Annotated in this window: 16 protein-coding genes; 10 read left to right on the top strand and 6 right to left on the bottom strand. The window is 63.4% G+C overall.

Annotated features, from left to right (window positions below; translation table 11 throughout):
* Positions 1 to 75: 75 nt before the first annotated feature.
* The gene (gene truB / locus DNA98_RS10535; protein ID WP_110530119.1) at positions 76 to 1,044 is read right to left on the bottom strand and encodes a tRNA pseudouridine(55) synthase TruB; all 969 of its coding nucleotides are present in this window, start codon (positions 1,042 to 1,044) and stop codon (positions 76 to 78) included.
* A 64-nt stretch (positions 1,045 to 1,108) separates the two neighbouring features.
* Entirely contained in the window at positions 1,109 to 2,323 is a 1,215-nt protein-coding gene (locus DNA98_RS10540; protein WP_110530122.1) for a vanadium-dependent haloperoxidase, read from the bottom strand.
* Between the two features lie 77 nt (positions 2,324 to 2,400).
* Here DNA98_RS10540 and DNA98_RS10545 point away from each other — a divergent pair, with 77 nt between their 5' ends.
* From DNA98_RS10545 to DNA98_RS10590, 10 genes are all read left to right on the top strand, one after another.
* Positions 2,401 to 3,999 (top strand): CRTAC1 family protein, encoded by a 1,599-nt coding sequence (locus DNA98_RS10545; protein WP_110530125.1) that lies wholly within the window; start codon positions 2,401 to 2,403, stop codon positions 3,997 to 3,999.
* A gap of 263 nt (positions 4,000 to 4,262) precedes the next feature.
* A complete protein-coding gene (xylF, locus tag DNA98_RS10550; RefSeq protein WP_110530685.1) occupies positions 4,263 to 5,300 on the top strand; it encodes a D-xylose ABC transporter substrate-binding protein in 1,038 nt (345 codons plus the stop codon).
* A gap of 142 nt (positions 5,301 to 5,442) precedes the next feature.
* The gene (locus DNA98_RS10555; protein WP_110530128.1) at positions 5,443 to 6,666 is read left to right on the top strand and encodes a sugar ABC transporter permease; all 1,224 of its coding nucleotides are present in this window, start codon (positions 5,443 to 5,445) and stop codon (positions 6,664 to 6,666) included.
* Positions 6,667 to 6,691: 25 nt separating this feature from the next.
* Complete coding sequence (locus DNA98_RS10560) at positions 6,692 to 7,441, top strand: ATP-binding cassette domain-containing protein (RefSeq protein WP_110530130.1); 750 nt, start codon at positions 6,692 to 6,694, stop codon at positions 7,439 to 7,441.
* Positions 7,442 to 7,554: 113 nt separating this feature from the next.
* Positions 7,555 to 8,721 (top strand): xylose isomerase, encoded by a 1,167-nt coding sequence (gene xylA, locus DNA98_RS10565; RefSeq protein ID WP_110530133.1) that lies wholly within the window; start codon positions 7,555 to 7,557, stop codon positions 8,719 to 8,721.
* Between the two features lie 24 nt (positions 8,722 to 8,745).
* On the top strand, positions 8,746 to 9,555 hold the full coding sequence (locus DNA98_RS10570) for an enoyl-CoA hydratase/isomerase family protein (RefSeq protein WP_110530136.1): 810 nt from the start codon (positions 8,746 to 8,748) through the stop codon (positions 9,553 to 9,555).
* A gap of 143 nt (positions 9,556 to 9,698) precedes the next feature.
* Complete coding sequence (locus tag DNA98_RS10575) at positions 9,699 to 10,646, top strand: pseudouridine synthase (RefSeq protein ID WP_110530139.1); 948 nt, start codon at positions 9,699 to 9,701, stop codon at positions 10,644 to 10,646.
* Positions 10,647 to 10,712: 66 nt separating this feature from the next.
* Complete coding sequence (gene hpt, locus DNA98_RS10580) at positions 10,713 to 11,249, top strand: hypoxanthine phosphoribosyltransferase (RefSeq protein ID WP_110530142.1); 537 nt, start codon at positions 10,713 to 10,715, stop codon at positions 11,247 to 11,249.
* Between the two features lie 41 nt (positions 11,250 to 11,290).
* Positions 11,291 to 11,962, top strand: a complete 672-nt coding sequence (locus DNA98_RS10585; RefSeq protein WP_110530145.1) for a queuosine precursor transporter — start codon at positions 11,291 to 11,293, stop codon at positions 11,960 to 11,962.
* 272 nt (positions 11,963 to 12,234) lie between these two features.
* Positions 12,235 to 13,998 carry a VanW family protein gene (locus DNA98_RS10590; protein ID WP_110530148.1) on the top strand — a complete coding sequence of 588 codons (1,764 nt, stop codon included), beginning with the start codon at positions 12,235 to 12,237 and terminating at the stop codon, positions 13,996 to 13,998.
* Positions 13,999 to 14,003: 5 nt separating this feature from the next.
* Here DNA98_RS10590 and DNA98_RS10595 read toward each other — a convergent pair whose 3' ends face one another.
* The 4 genes from DNA98_RS10595 to crcB all read right to left on the bottom strand — a co-directional run bounded on the left by DNA98_RS10595 (position 14,004) and on the right by crcB (position 15,780).
* A complete protein-coding gene (locus tag DNA98_RS10595) occupies positions 14,004 to 14,312 on the bottom strand; it encodes a hypothetical protein (RefSeq protein ID WP_110530151.1) in 309 nt (102 codons plus the stop codon).
* Between the two features lie 33 nt (positions 14,313 to 14,345).
* A complete protein-coding gene (locus DNA98_RS10600) occupies positions 14,346 to 14,942 on the bottom strand; it encodes a sulfite oxidase-like oxidoreductase (RefSeq protein WP_110530154.1) in 597 nt (198 codons plus the stop codon).
* Positions 14,943 to 15,061: 119 nt separating this feature from the next.
* Positions 15,062 to 15,394, bottom strand: coding sequence for a DUF190 domain-containing protein (locus DNA98_RS10605; RefSeq protein WP_110530687.1), 333 nt, complete (start codon positions 15,392 to 15,394; stop codon positions 15,062 to 15,064).
* Between the two features lie 20 nt (positions 15,395 to 15,414).
* Positions 15,415 to 15,780 carry a fluoride efflux transporter CrcB gene (gene crcB / locus DNA98_RS10610; RefSeq protein WP_110530157.1) on the bottom strand — a complete coding sequence of 122 codons (366 nt, stop codon included), beginning with the start codon at positions 15,778 to 15,780 and terminating at the stop codon, positions 15,415 to 15,417.
* Between the last annotated feature and the right edge of the window lie 32 nt (positions 15,781 to 15,812).

Genomic DNA, 15,812 nt, shown 5'->3' on the forward strand with positions numbered 1-15,812 from the left:
TTACTGACGTCGTACGCAAGGTGGGATTGTCCTCGCCCTAACCAGGTCGCACCGGTGACGCCCAACCTCCCCCGCTCAGCCTTTGAATACCCGTTTGATCTTGAGCTTGAAGCCGTCTCCCTCGGCGATGGCGACGAGGCGACGGCGGCTGTCCAGCAAAGCTACGTACCCTTGGGCTGGGATGGGGAGCGGCACACCCTCGAGCACCCGCTTCACCTCGGTGTGGGAGAGCTGCACTAGCGGAAAGGAGAGGACTTGGGTCTCCTCCAGGGAGCGCTTGGGATCAATTTGCTCAAGGGGTACACAGCGCTCCAGCCCCACCCGCCCTACCCGGGTCCGCACCAACCCTGACAAAAAGGCCTTGGTCCCCAGCATCTCCCCCAAGTCGCGGGCAAAGGCTCGGATATAGGTTCCGCTGCCTACCACCAAGCGGATCACCGCGGTGGGATACTCTCCCAGCGCCCGCGGAAGCGCAACCGGGCGGCCTCGCTGAGTACCGGCATCGCCGGGGGCCTGTCGGCCCTTCACTGGGGCGATCTCCCAGCCATGGGGCGAAGGGGCGATATGGTAGGCCTTGAGGGCCGGATCGAAGGCCAGCAGGGTGGCCTCGAGGTACCTAACCGGCCTGGGGACAAGCTCCAAGCTCTCCCCCTTCCGGGCCGCTTCGTACGCCTTGACCCCACCGACCTTGACCGCCGAATACGCCGGGGGCACCTGTTCGGTGAGGCTAAGAAAGCGCGTCAGGGTGGTCTCGAGGTCTCTCCTGCTGAAGCGCGCCGGAACCTCCGCCGTCACCGGACCCTCGGCATCGAGGGTCTCGGTGGTCGCGCCGAAGGAGACCCAGGCCAAGTACTCCTTGTCCTCGGCGGAGAGAAAGGGGACCAACTTGGTCGAGGCGTCGCTCGCCAGGATCAGTACCCCCGTGGCTAGGGGGTCGAGGGTTCCGGTGTGCCCCACCCGGCGGGTTCCTAGCTGTTTGCGGATAGCGTCCACCACGTCGTGAGAGGTGATGCCAAGGGGTTTGTCCACGGCGAACAGGGCCATGTCAGGGGGATTGTATGCTACCTGTGACCCGCGCGCAAAGCGACACCGCCGGCTGGTCCCTAGCTCAATACCGCTGACGTTCAAGCACCTGCTCGGCCACCCTGCGGCCCAGATCTAGCCCATTTTTGCCGTCCACAAACCAGTGGATCCCGGCGATGATCCGCGAATACGAAGCCTCCTGGGCCATCTCCTCAAAGAAGGCGGCCTGCTCGGGAAAGTAGTGCTCGAGCACCCGTGCCGCGGCTCCGCTCACGGTGGAGTGGCCAGAAGGGTAAGCCGGGAACCGCGGGGTACGGAGATAGGGTTTCCAGCTTTTATCAAAGGTATGCACCCACTGGTCAGGCCGGGCTGTATAGTAGGTGAATTTCGCTTTCCAGCAAGCGATAAAAGCGTCGTGCATAGCCACATTGAGCGCGGCCAGGACCTTTACTGCGGCCTCAGGGCTCGAGGCTTTATCGCGTAGCACGCGCAGCGCAAGCTCCTGCCATAGCCCGGCGGGGGTAACGGTACCGGGGTCACCAGCCCACTTATCGGCGATCGCGCGACCGTGGTCATCGAGTCTCTTTTGTTCCTCCCAGAAGAGCCGGCGCTCTTGTTCGTATTCGGGGGAGTCCCAGGCAGGAGGAGGCAAGGCTTCGGCCAACTGATCTTTAGCCACGCCGATAGGGATGAGTTGACCCCAGCCCGGCTCGGCAGCGGGCCGACCGAGCGGGAGCACCCAGACCCCCGGCGCAGCCGGGGGATATTGCGGGATCACCTGGTGGCTGTACCCATCCCGGCGGGCGAAGTCCACCACCTGCCTGCCTACCAAAAAACCCACCCGAGCCGAACCCTGCAACACCTCCTTGGCTACCCCTGCTCTCTCGGTTTTGGCCTGGATGTCGGCCACCGTCTCCCGCACCCCGTCCTTGAGGTTGGGAAACGTCGGGTGGAGGTAGAGCATCACCTCTTGGGCGGCGTAAGCCAAGGCCACGTTGCGCTCAGCTCCAGCTTCGCCCAAAAAGGCTAGGGTGTCGTTCAGGGCGACCGAGAGCAAAGCCAAGGCCCGGGCAGCTCGCGGTGGGCTAAACATCTGGGTCTGGATGCCCAGCAGCTCGAGGCGTTCGATCTCGCTCAGGGTGTCCCAGGTGAGCGGACCGGGGGAGGTCTGCGGTAGGCGGGAAACGGCTTGCTCGAGAGCAGAGGTGTGCCTAGCGATCCAGGGCTCGAGCGGCTGTGCCACCGCTACCCCGACGAGCAGCGCTAGGCCACAGAAAAATTTTCGGGCTAAAGCCAACATGACTCCTCCATGGTTTGCGCAAACCGGTCTTGCCCTACGGTTGGATGCAGCTTAGTCTATCGGAAACAGGAACTCCTATGCGCGCTTTCCCCTCGATTGGGCTTGCTCTGTTTGCTCTAGGCGGCTGGGGTTTCGCCCAACCGCCCATCCCGAATTTCGTGGAGGAAACCCAAAGCGCTGGCCTGCATAGCCGCTACGATGGGGACTTTATGGTGGGGGGTGGGGTGGCGGTTTTTGACTGTGACGATAACGGCTTGCCAGATCTGCTGCTCTCGGGCGGGAGCAACCGGGCCAAGTTCTACCGCAACCTTAGCCCGCTGGGCGGGGCCTTGAAATTCCGTGAAGAAGCGGCGGGGCTCGAGGTCGATAACGTGGTCGGAGCCTACCCGTTGGATGTGGACGGGGATGGAAAGACCGATGTGGTCTTGCTCCGCGCAGGGGAGAAGCTCCTCATGCGCGGCCTGGGAAATTGCCGTTTCGAGCGGGCCAACGAGATCTGGGGATTCAAATCAGACCGGGAGTGGACCACGGCTTTTTCCGCGACCTGGGAGAGGGGGCAGGACTGGCCCACGCTGGCTTTTGGCAACTACATCGACCGCGAGACCAGGTTTCCCTGGGGAAGCTGCAAAGGCAACGCGCTTTACCGCCCTGTCGGTAAGGGGTACACTGCGCCGATCCCGCTCGAGCCCAGCTACTGCGCCCTCTCGATGCTCTTCAGCGACTGGAACCGCTCGGGTACGCCCTCCTTGCGGGTCAGCAACGACCGCGAATACTACGCGGGCAAAGGCCAAGAGCAGCTCTGGCAGATCGTTCCCGGCCAGCCACCCCGCCTCTTCACTGAGGCCGAGGGCTGGAAGCGATTGCAAATCTGGGGTATGGGCATCGCCAGCTATGACCTGTTGGGCCAAGGCTACCCGGTGTACTTTCTCTCGAGCATGGGCGACAACAAACTTCAGGCCCTGCAGGCTGGGTCCAAGGGGCCGACCTACTCGGATATCGCCTTTCGCCGAGGGGTCACCGCACACCGCCCTTACACCGGTGGCGACGTGCACATGTCCACCGCCTGGCACGCCCAGTTTGAAGATGTCAACAACGATGGGCTCATTGATCTCTTCATCGCCAAGGGAAATGTGGGCTTTATGAAGGACGCCGCAGCCAAAGACCCTAACAACCTGCTGCTGGGCCAGCCGGACGGGAGCTTTCAGGAAGTTGGAGACAAGGCCGGGCTAGCCAGCTTTTTGCGCGGACGGGGAGCCCAGGTAGTGGACCTCAACGCGGACGGGCTCTTGGACGTGGTGGTGGTGAACCGGCTGGACGAGGCCCAGGTCTGGCGCAACGTGGGTGCCGGAAGCGCGAGCGCCCCCAAAGCGTTGGGCAACTGGCTACAGATCCGCCTGCGGCAGCCCGGCGGCAACCGCGACGCGGTAGGAGCCTGGCTCGAAGTTCAACTGGGCGACCGCATCCTGCGCCGCGAGCACACCATAGGCGGTGGCCACGCCAGCGGGAGCTTGGGGTTTCTGCACTTTGGGCTGGGTAGGGCGGAGACAGTCCGGGTGCGGGTACAGTGGCCGGATGGGGAATGGGAAGGCTGGCAGGAGGTAAAGGCCAACCAGTTTATCCTCCTCGAGCGCGGCAGCAAAGCCCAACCTTATACCCCTCGGCCCGCCAACCCCTAACAGGATCTGCCACCGCCACACAAATGTTTTTTCTTTGGCGGGGCCTGAGCTTCGAAGCTCCCCCGCCAGGTTGACAGTCGCCCATGAATACGGTATTTTCTACCCTGAGTCGAAAAACTCAGGGTAGCTGAAGGGGTCAAATTCCGCTTTGGGGTTTCGACTCGTCGGTTCAGGGAAAGAGCCTTTACGCCGGAAATTCTTGGTTGGCAGCGTCTTTGCGCCCAGGCGTGGGGTTCACCGAAAAGGGGTTCGGAGGGAAGAGTATGAAGCTATTCCTCAAGGCAATCCTGCTCGTTCTGCTCTTGGCAGCACCGGCATTGGCCCAGAAGAAAGTGATCGTGGGGGTAAGCTGGGCCAATTTCCAAGAGGAACGCTGGAAGATCGACGAAGCCGCCATCCGCCAGCAGCTAGGCCGTATGGGAGCCGACTATATCAGCGCCGATGCGCAAAGCTCCTCGGAGAAGCAGCTCAACGACATCGACGCCCTTATCTCGCGCGGAGCCAACGCCCTGATCATCCTGGCCTGGGACAAGGATGCCATCCTGCCCGCCATTGATAAAGCCAAGGCCGCCGGGATCCCGGTGGTGGCCTATGACCGCTTGATCGAAAACGACTACGCCTACTACATCACCTTCGATAACGTGGAAGTGGGCCGGATGCAGGCTAGAGCGGTATACGCCGTAAAGCCCAAGGGCAACTATGCCTTCATCCTGGGGGCCAATACCGACCCCAACGCCGACTTTTTGCACAAAGGGCAGCTCGAGGTGCTCCAGCCCGCCATCAATAGAGGGGACATCAAGGTGGTAGGCAAGCAGTATACCGAGGGGTGGAAGCCCGAAGTGGCCCAGCGCAACATGGAACAAATCCTTGCCGCCAACGGCAACAAAGTAGACGCAGTGGTGGCTTCCAACGACGGCACCGCCGGAGGAGTGGTGGCTGCGCTGGCCGCAGTGGGCCTGGCTGGCAAGGTTCCAGTCTCGGGGCAAGATGGCGACCAAGCCGCCCTCAACCGCGTAGCCCGTGGGCTGCAAACGGTAAGCGTCTGGAAAGATGCCCGCGAGTTGGGCAAAAAAGCCGCTGAGGCCGCAGTGCTGATGGCGCGAGGCACGCCCAAGGAAAAACTCCCCGGTCGCACCGTGTTCGCCGATGGCCCCAACAAGGTCAAGATGAACGCCCTGTTGCTTAAACCCATCCCGATCACCCGCCAGAACCTCGACGTGGTGCTCAAAGCGGGCTGGATCACCAAAGAAGCCCTCTGCCAAGGGGTAAGCGGCGCGAACGCTCCTGCCGCCTGCCGCTGATCTGCTGGGATCAGGAGGGGTGGGCCGCGCGCCCACCCCTTGTATGCTGAAGGGACCCCGGCTATCTCAGCTTCCCTCTCGTAGTGCAACGCAAATAGCCTTAATATAGGCTCAACCAGCGTTAACGAAAGGAGCGGCAGCCATGCAGATGCAGCGCAATAGAGCGGGTGCCGAAAACGTTTTTCAAAGCCTCCGGGTAGATGGTCGAATCCTGACCATGCTGATCGTGCTGATCGTAGTATGGACGGTCTTCCAACTGCTCACCCTGAACCAGCCCGGCCAATTTTTGAGCCCACAAAATCTCTGGAACCTCTCAGTGCAGACCGCCGTGGTCGGGATCATGGTAGGGGGTATGGTGTTGGTGATCGTGACGCGGCAAATTGACCTCTCGGTGGGCTCAGTTTTGGGCTTCACCGGGATGATCATGGCCCTGATCCAGACGGTTCCCCCGCTGGGCTGGGGCGGCCACTGGCTTTTGGCGCTTTTGGTGGGCTTGGCGTTGGGCGCCCTGATCGGGGCCTTTCAGGGGTACTGGGTGGCGTACTGGGGGGTTCCGGCTTTTGTGGTCACGCTGGCCGGGCTGCTCATCTTCCGCAATGCCACTTTCATCGTGGCCAGCGGACGCACCATCGGGCCGCTCAACGATAGCTTCAAGGTATTGGGGGGCGGGCTGAATGGTTCGATCGGGGAAACCTGGACCTGGGTAGTGGGGGGGGTGGTAATGCTCCTCATCGTCTACCATTCGCTCTCCAACCGTAGCCGCCGCCAGAAGAACGGGCTTCCGGTGCGCCCGATGTGGGCCGAGGGGGTAGTGATGGGTTTTTTGCTGATGCTCACCCTGGCCTTTGTACTGGTAATGAATGCCTACACCTACCCTGGCACCAACATCCCTCGAGGCATCCCGGTCCCGGTGCTGATCACCTTATTGGTGCTCTTCACGCTCAACTGGGTGACCCTCAACACCCGCTTCGGGCGCTATGTCTTCGCCATTGGAGGGAACCCCGAAGCGGCCCTCCTGGCCGGGATCAACGTGCGGCGAATGCTGGTATGGGTCTTCGCCTTGATGGGGCTACTGGCCGCGCTGGCCGGGGCAGTACAAGCCGCCCGGCTCAACTTCGTGACCAACAGCATGGGGAATTTGCTCGAGCTGGATGTGATCGCCGCCGCGGTGATCGGGGGCACGGCTTTGGCCGGGGGCAGCGGAACCATCGTGGGAGCAGCCATGGGCGCTTTGCTGATGTCCTCTTTGCGGGGGGGCATGGTGCTTTTGGGCCTTCCTACCGAGTGGCAAAACGTAGTGCTGGGAGCGGTGCTCTTGGCCGCAGTCATCTGGAATACAGTGTACTTGAGGAACCAAAAGAGCTAGGGCTCTTTCAGGCTTGGAGGTTAGTATGACACCCCTGGTCGAAATGAGAAACATCTCTTTGCGCTTTGGCGGCAACCAAGCGCTCGATAACGCCAGCATCGACCTCTACCCCGGCGAGGTGGTAGGGCTCCTGGGCCACAACGGGGCGGGGAAATCCACCTTGATCAAGGTGCTTTCGGGGGCCTACCAAGCCGATAGCGGGCAGATCTTCGTGAATGGGCAGGAGGTCAAGATCAGCAGCCCGCAAGATGCCCAGCAATATGGCATCGAGACCATCTACCAGAATTTGGCCCTAGCCGATAACCTAGACGCTGTTGCCAATATCTTCTTGGGCCGGGAGAAGGTGCGCGGAGTGATGCTCGACGAAGACGTTATGGAGCTCGAGGCCCGCAGGGTTCTGGACCGTCTGCGGGTAAGGATTCCTAGCCTGCGGGTTCCCGTGGCCAACATGTCGGGCGGGCAGCGCCAGACCGTCGCCATCGGGCGGGCCATTCACTTCAAGGCCAAAATCCTGATCATGGATGAACCCACCGCCGCCCTAGGGCCAGAGGAAACCCAAAAAGTGGGCGAGCTCATCAAAGCCCTCAAGGCCGAGGGGGTGGGGATTTTCTTGATCAGCCACGACCTGCACGATGTGTTCGACTTGGCCGACCGAATTACCGTGATGAAGAACGGGCGGGTCGTGGGAACCGTCAACACCCGCGATGTCACCCACGATGACGTGCTGGGCATGATCATCGGCGGGGTGATGCCCAAGAGAGTGCCGAACGCTTGAGGCACAAGGCAGGGGGCCAGACGCCGAACGCAGTCCCCCGGCGAGGTTCTTCCGAAAAGCCCGTGTCAGCAGAGCGCCAAGCGCCTAAAAACCTTTTCTGAAGGAGCAAAGCCATGGCAGATTACACCCCCCAACCCTCGGACAAGTTCACCTTTGGTCTGTGGACCGTGGGCAACGTGGGGCGCGACCCCTTCGGCCTGCCCACCCGCCGGCCCCTCGAGCCCGACTACATCGTCTACAAGCTGGCCGAGTTGGGCGCCTACGGGGTCAACCTGCACGACGACGACCTGGTCCCGATAGAAGCCAGCCCGTCCGAGCGGGACAGGATCGTGAAGCGGTTTCAGCAAGCCCTCCAAGACTCCGGCCTGGTGGTGCCGATGGCCACCACCAACCTCTTCAGCGACCCGGTGTTCAAGGACGGGGCCTTCACCAACCCCGACGCCCGGATCCGAGCTTATGCCATCCAGAAGACCCTGCGCGCCATGGACCTAGGGGCCGAGCTGGGGGCCAAGATCTACGTTTTCTGGGGCGGGCGCGAGGGGGCCGAGGTGGACGCCGGGCACAACACCTTGGACGCCCTGGCCCGCTACCGCGAGGCGCTCAATTTCCTGGCCGAGTACAGCGAGGACCAAGGCTACGGCTACCGCTTCGCCCTCGAGCCCAAACCCAACGAGCCCCGGGGCGACCTCTACCTGCCCACGGTAGGGGCCATGCTGGGCTTCATCGCCACGCTGGACCGGCCCCACCTCTTCGGGCTCAACCCCGAGTTCGCCCACGAGACCATGGCCGGGCTCAACTTCGTGCACGCAGTGGCCCAGGCCATCGACGCCGGGAAGCTCTTCCACATCGACCTCAACGACCAGAAGATGAACCGCTTCGACCAGGACTTGCGCTTCGGCGCGGAAAACCTCAAGGCGGCCTTCTTCCTGGTCAAGCTCCTCGAGGACGCGGGCTACGACGGCCCCCGCCACTTCGACGCCCACGCCCTGCGCACCGAGGACGAGGCGGGGGTGTGGGAGTTCGCCAAGGGCTGTATGCGCACCTACTTGATCCTCAAGGAGAAGGCCCGGCAGTTCAACGCCGATGCGGAGATCCAGGCCCTCCTCCAGGCCTACAAAGTACAGGACGCCGGGCTCGCCGCACTCACCCAGAAGTACAGCAAGCAGAACGCCGAAGCCCTCAAAGCCCACCCCTTCGACCGCCGAGCCCTGGCCGAGCGGGGGCCCAGGCTCGAGCGCCTGGACCAGCTCACGGTTGAGCTGTTGCTGGGCGTGCGCTAAGGCTCGGGCGGTTACACTGGGGGCATGCACACCTGGAGGTCTGCCTATTCCCGCCTCAAGTTCGCCGCGCCCGCCGAGGGGGTGCTGGAGGTCATCCTCTCCAACCCGGGCCGCCTCAACGCCGCCGATGCCACCATGCACCGCGAGCTGGCCTACGTCTGGCGCGACATCGACGCCGACCCGGAGATCGGCGCGGTGCTGGTGCGGGGCGAGGGTGGGGCTTTCAGCGCCGGGGGCGACTTCGCCATGATCGAGGAGATGATCCGCGACTACGACACCTTGGTGCGGGTCTGGAAAGAGGCCAGGGACCTCGTCTACAACATCCTGAACTGCTCCAAGCCGGTGGTGGCGGCCATCGAAGGCCCGGCGGTGGGGGCAGGGCTCGCGGTGGCGCTCCTTTCGGATATCAGCGTAGCGGGGAAGAAAGCCCGCATCCTGGACGGGCACACCCGGCTGGGGGTAGCGGCGGGGGATCACTCGGCGATCATCTGGCCCCTCTTGATCGGGCTGAACAAGTCGAAATATTACCTGCTCTTGAACGAGTCCATGAGCGGGGAGGAAGCCGAGCGGATGGGGCTGGTCTCGCTGTGCGTGGACGACGATCAGGTCTACGCCAAGGCGCTCGAGCTGGCCCAAAGGCTCACCCAGGGCTCCGCAACCGCGATCCGCTGGACCAAGTACGCCCTCAACAACTGGCTAAGGCTGGCCGGGCCGACCTTCGATGCCAGCCTGGCCCTCGAGTTTCTGGGCTTCAAGGGACCGGACGCGCGGGAGGGGCTCGAGTCGCTCAGGGAAAAGCGCAAGCCTGAATTCAGCAAGAAAGTCCCCCTCTGAAGGCCAGGCACCGCTTTTGCGAGGCTGCCGCACCAGCCCCGTCTTAGCGTTTTGGAAACGCCCCTTCGAATGCTCCACGCGTTTCGCGTACGACGTAGATGCAGCAAATCAAGTCACCAGGGCACGAGGTAGAATAGGCTACTATGCGCTTGCAACAATTTCTCGCCCGGGCCGGGGTGGCCAGCCGCCGCAAGGCTGAAGACCTGATCCGCGCAGGGCGGGTCACCATCAACGATCGGGTAGCCAAGATCGGCTCGAGCGTCTCCGATAGCGACGTGGTGCGCCTCGATGGCGAACGGGTGCGCCTTCCCGAGAAAAAAGTGGTGATTGCCCTACATAAACCGGTGGGCGTGACCACCACCAAGCGCGACCCCCACGCCGAGCGTACCGTGTATCAGCTCGTGCCCGACGTACCTGGCCTGCATCCGGTAGGCCGCCTCGACAAGGACTCCGAGGGGCTCCTGCTGCTGACCAATGACGGCGAACTGACCCTAAAGCTCACCCACCCCCGCTATGGGGTGCGCAAGGTCTACCGGGTCTGGTGCAAGCAAGGCCGGGTGCCCGAGGCCGACTGCCAACGGCTGGTGGAGGGGGTGGAGCTTGAAGACGGGCTGGCCCAGGCCCTCGAGGCCGAGCCTACCCCAGAGGGGGCTCGGATCGTCATGGCCGAGGGGAAAAAGCGCGAGGTACGGCGGATGCTGAGGCGGCTCGGCTACGCCGTGACCCGGCTGGTGCGCTGGCAGGTGGGGCCGATCAAGCTGGGGAAGCTCAACCCCGGCGAGTGGCGCTACCTGACCCCGGAAGAGATCAACGTCTTGCACGGGAGAGCGCCGGCCAAGCCCCGCAGGGTGCAGATCCAGTCGGCCCAATTTGGGCTTCAGGCCTTAGTCGAGGCGCCGACGAAAGCCCCCCGCCATCGCCGGGGGAAGCAGGTCAAACCAGACCGCGGGCCAGAATCCATTCACCCCCAGCCAACCGCCCTCCGAGGCTCCGAGCGCCCACCCACGGCCAAAACCTCCCTCAGAGATGCCCGGCAGCGCGGCGCTTTTGCCCCACAGAAACGGCGGAGCAAAAAACCCCGAGTGGTTTGATAACGAGATTTATCGAGGGGACTCCACCGCGTTTTGCGCCGCTAAACCTTCAGGTACAATCACTTTGTGAGCACCTTCCATCCCGGAGACGGCCCCATCCAGATCGGCGAGCAGCAGATCCAAGCGCGCATCCGCGAGCTCGGGGCCCGGATCACGCAGGACTATAAGGGGAAACAACCCCATCTGATCTGCATCCTGAACGGAGCCTTCATCTTTATGGCCGATCTGGTGCGCCAGATCGACCTGCCGCTCTCGATGGACTTCCTAGCCCTTTCCTCCTACAACAACGATACCAAGACCAGCGGCGAGGTGGAGCTGGTTAAGGACCTGCGCTACCCCATCAGTGGCAAGGACGTGATCGTGGTGGAGGACATCGTGGACACCGGGATCACCCTCAACTACCTGCTGCACTACCTGGATGCCCGTCAACCCGCTTCGGTCAGGATCGCGGCCCTCCTCTCCAAACCGGCCCGCCGCCGCGTCGAGGTACCCATCCACTACCTGGGCTTCGAGATCGAGGACGCTTACGTCTATGGCTACGGCCTGGACCGAGCCCAATACGACCGCAACCTGCCCTTCATCACCTCGATTCGCTCAGAATAGCTCCGGGAAGCCCCCTAGCCAGGGTTATACAATCGGACGTTATGCGGGCTTATCGCTACTTGGACTTCATCACCGCCCTCTTCGTGGTGGTGCTGATCGTCTCCAACATCGCCTCCACCAAGGTAGTGCTGCTGGGGCCTTTCACCTTCGACGGCGGGACCATCCTGTTCCCGCTCGCCTACATCTTCGGGGACGTGTTGACCGAAGTGTATGGGTATAAGCGCTCGAGGCGGGTGATCTGGACGGGGTTCTTGTTGCTGACCCTGGCCACCTTGACCTTTGGCCTCGTGAACGCCCTCCCTACCCCTCCCGACCAGCAAAACACCGCCCGAGCTTTTTCGACCGTCCTAGGTCTGGTGCCCCGCATCGCCTTGGCCAGCCTGGTGGCCTACTGGGTAGGCGAGTTCGTCAACAGCTATGTGCTGGCGAAGCTCAAGATCGCCACCCAAGGGCGCTGGCTGTGGACCCGTACCCTCGGCTCGACCCTCATCGGACAAGCTTTCGACACCGGCCTTTTCTTGCTCATCGCCTTCTACGGGGTATGGGACGACACCCTGCTGCGGACGGTGTTCGTGTCAAACTACGTGTTCAAGGTGGGGGTGGAAGCGCTCTTTACCCCCCTTACCTACGCGGTGGTGGGATTTCTAAAGCGCACTGAGGGTGAGGATTACTACGACCGCAACACCAATTTCAACCCCTTCGCGGTTCGGTGACGACCCCTCGAACTGCGCCACGGCGCGGCGCTCTTCCCCTACCCCGCCTACCGGCAGCGAAAGAAGCGTCGTTCGGAGAACGAGGGTTGGCTACCCAACACGCCGTCCCCGCTCAAAGTTCCCGGGGAACCCTTTCCCCAAAGACGAGCATGCCGCCGGAGGCAGCGAGTCCCTCCCCGCGAAGCTCCTTCACACCCCCTCTTTTCTTGAGGCGCCACTGGGTGACCCGGTCTACGCTCGAGATAACAACCCTCCCCTAAACTAAGAGGTAGATGAATCCTCCCCACCCCTCCCCTAGGGTAACAACCCGCCTCAGGATAGCCTTGGCCGCGGGGCTGGGCATTGCCGTGCTGCTCGGCGGGCTCGAGCTATACTTCGGCGCGCGTATCTTCCCGGGGGTGACGGCCGACGGGGTCGCGGTGGGAGGGATGACGGTAGAGGAGGCCGCCGCTCAAATCGCCGCCCGCGGCAAGATCGCCAATCGCCCCCCGGTAGCGGTGCGAGCCGCCGGGCGCAGCTATATGCTGAGCGCCGCCGAACTGGGCTGGAGGGCCGACGCCACGGCCACGGCCCAGGCGGCTTTCCGCATCGGGCGCGCGGGCGGGCTGGCCCGCTCGCTGCGCGAACGCTGGATCGCCTGGCGACAGGGGGTGAACGTCCCGGTCTCGGGGGTGGTGGAACAAGCCGTGCTCTTCCGGCGGCTCGAGCAGCTTGCCACGGCCCTCAAGCAATCCCCCAAAAACGCCAAGGTCGAGTTCAAAAACGGCCGCTTTGTGGTAATACCCGACGTCCCGGGGCGGCGCTTCGATGTGGAGAGAGCAGCGGCCAGCTTCCTGGCTGATCCCAGCGCGACCACCCTGGAACTGCCGGTGGAGGAGGTCGCGGCAAGCGTCCGGGCCAGCGAGTACGAAGCCCGCGCTGCCGAAGCCAACGCCCTTCTGCGCCCCATCACCCTCAACTACACCCCGCCGGGGGGCGCGCCCAAGACCTACCCCCTCCGGCCCGAGCAGGTCGCCGGGTTGATCGTGCTGAGAAGAGAAGGGCTCGAGGCCAACCTTCCCGCGGTGCGTAAGCTCCTGCGGCAGGTGGCCAAGGCCTATGACCGAGAAGCGGTGAACGCGCACTACACGCCGCAGACCCCCGGCACCCCCTCCCCCTTCACCGTGGTGATGGAGAAGCCCGGCTGGAAGCTCGATCAGAGAGCGGCGGAGGAAGCCCTGGTACCCCTCCTCTGGCAGCCCGAGGCCCGCACCCTGGACTTACCGGTCGTAACCGTCGAGCCCATGCTCAAGGCCGCCGACCTGCCCGATCCCGGCCAGCTGGTGCTCCTCTCCAGCGCCACCACCACCTTCAAAGGCTCGAGCGCCGAACGCATTCACAACGTACGCACCGCGGCTGCTCGCCTCGACGGGTACATCATCGCCCCCGGCGAGACCTTCTCCTTCAACCAAGCCGTCGGCGAGATCACCCCCGAAGCCGGCTTCAAGGAGGGTTTGGTGATCTCCGGCGGGCGCACCGTGCCTGGGGTAGGAGGCGGGGTCTGCCAAGTCTCGACCACCACCTTCCGCGCCTTATACATGGCCGGCCTCCCGGTAGTGGAGCGCAACCCCCACGCCTACCGGGTGCGCTGGTACGACCCCATCATCGGCTTCGACGCCGCCGTATACCAGCCCTACCTGGACCTGCGCATGAAGAACGACACCCCCTCCCCGCTGCTCCTGCGCACCCATTACGACCCCCACAAGGTGAGCCTGACCGTGAGCGTGTGGGGCCTACCCTTGGGGCGCACGGTGACGGTATCCGACCCGGTCATCCTCTCGCGCACCCCCCACCCCCCGGACAAATACATCCTCGACCCCAACCTTCCCCCTGGGGCTCGCAAGCAGGTAGACTGGGCGGCCGATGGCTACAGCGTGCGCCTGAGCCGCACCATCACCGACGCTTCGGGCACGCGCACCGAAGTACTCTCCACCCGCTACCGCCCCTGGCAGGCGGTCTACCTGGTAGGGCCGAGCCAAGCTCACCCCGATCAGTAAGGCCCCTAAGCGGGTGGGGTGCTTCCCCCCTCGTCCTCCCACCGTTGCACCGAGCGCCGCTCATCCATCCGCCGGTAAACGGCGCTCCGGTATTCGCCAAGCTCGAGGTCGGCCCGGTTCCCGCCCGCTTCCACGTAGCGGATACAGGCCTCCACCAACTCATTGAAAAGGAGCACGCACGGATCAGGTGCGGGGGCCTCATCCTCCATCCGCTTGACCTCGTCGTACTGCTCCTTGTACTCGCGCTCTTCCAATTCCTGGCAGTCACGGTAAGCCTGCAAGGCTAGCTGCACCGCCTGGGCCTCGGCCGTCATCTCGACTCACCTCGAGCTGAGTATAGCCCAGAGCTACTCATCGCTAAAGCGCTCTTCCTTCCAGGGGTCCCCCCGGCGGTGATAGCCGTTGACCTCCCAGAAGCCGAGTTCTTCCCGGTCCAAGAACTCTAGCCCCCGCAGCCATTTGGCGCTTTTCCAGGCGTAGAGGTGCGGCACGACGAGCCGCAAAGGGCCGCCATGGTCCCGCGGGAGGGGTTCGCCATAAAGGGTGTGGGCCAGCAGGTTCTCCGGGCGCAGGAAGTCCTCCAGGAGCAAGTTGGTGGTGTATCCCCCGTAGCAGTGCACCAGCACAGCTTTGGCGCCGGGCTCGAGCCGGACTCGCTCCATAAGATCGAGCACCCGCACCCCCCGCCACTTCACGTCGAGCTTGCTCCAGCGGGTGACGCAGTGGAAGTCGGCGGTGAGGTCGCTTTGGGGCAGGGCCATCAGGTCGTCCCAGGAGAGCTCGAGGGGGCTCTCCACCCGCCCATATACCCTAAGCCGTACCTCCTGGGGTTTTAGGCTGGGGGTCGGGCCGTAGGTGAGCACGGGGAAGCGCTCGGTAAGGGTCTGGCCGGGGGGAACTCGGCCACGGTCGCCTTTGGGAGCTTGGAAAAACTTACCGAACATAAGCCAAGGGTAGCCCTGGCTTTGGCCAGGGCGGGTAAGGCGCCGTACATTCCCAGCGACCGCGTTTAGCGCCTTGCGTACGACGCATCACGTGCGACAACGATCAAGCCGCCCGTGCACTAGCGGTGCTGGTAGCGGATCACCTCCACCCGCTCCATGGTCACCAACCCCTCCCCCACCATCGCCTCGAGCGCTGGCAAGAAGGCCCGTACCTTCTCTTCGGCATCCACGATCTCGATCATCACCGGGAGATCCTCGGAGAGCTGCAGGATCTTGGCGGAGTGGATGCGCGAGTGGGCCCCGAAGCCCATTACCCCCTTGAACACCGTGGCCCCCGCCAATCCCTGGCGCTTGGCCTCGAGCACGATGGCCTCGTAGAGGGGTTTTCCCTGCCAACGGTCCGACTCCCCGACAAAGATGCGCACGAGCTTGGCTTCACCCTCGAGCTTCACGCTTACCCCCTGTCCAAACCTCACCCAGCTAAGCGATAGGCCAACCAGACCGCTATAAATCCCAACACCACGCTGCCGGTCACGTACAAGAACGCCTTGAGCCATTCCCCCTGTTGGACCAGGGTCAGGGTCTCGTAGCTGAAGGTGGAGAAGGTGGTATAGCCACCCAAAATGCCCACGGCTAGGAACAGCCGGGCTTCGGTAGAGAGGCTGCCCTCGAGGGAGAGGCGCAGCACCGCGCCGATTAGAAAGCTTCCGCTCACGTTGATAAAAAAGGTGCTCCAGGGAAAACCTAGCCCGACCAGCCCTTGCAGCCAAGCCCCCAGCCCATAGCGCAACCCCGCGCCGATGGCCCCGCCCAACATCACCAGCAGATACCGCTCCACGTCGGCCCTATCTTATGCTATCCAAACGCCGT

The organism is Meiothermus sp. Pnk-1 (assembly GCF_003226535.1).
In the GTDB taxonomy this organism is placed as follows: Bacteria; Deinococcota; Deinococci; order Deinococcales; family Thermaceae; genus Allomeiothermus.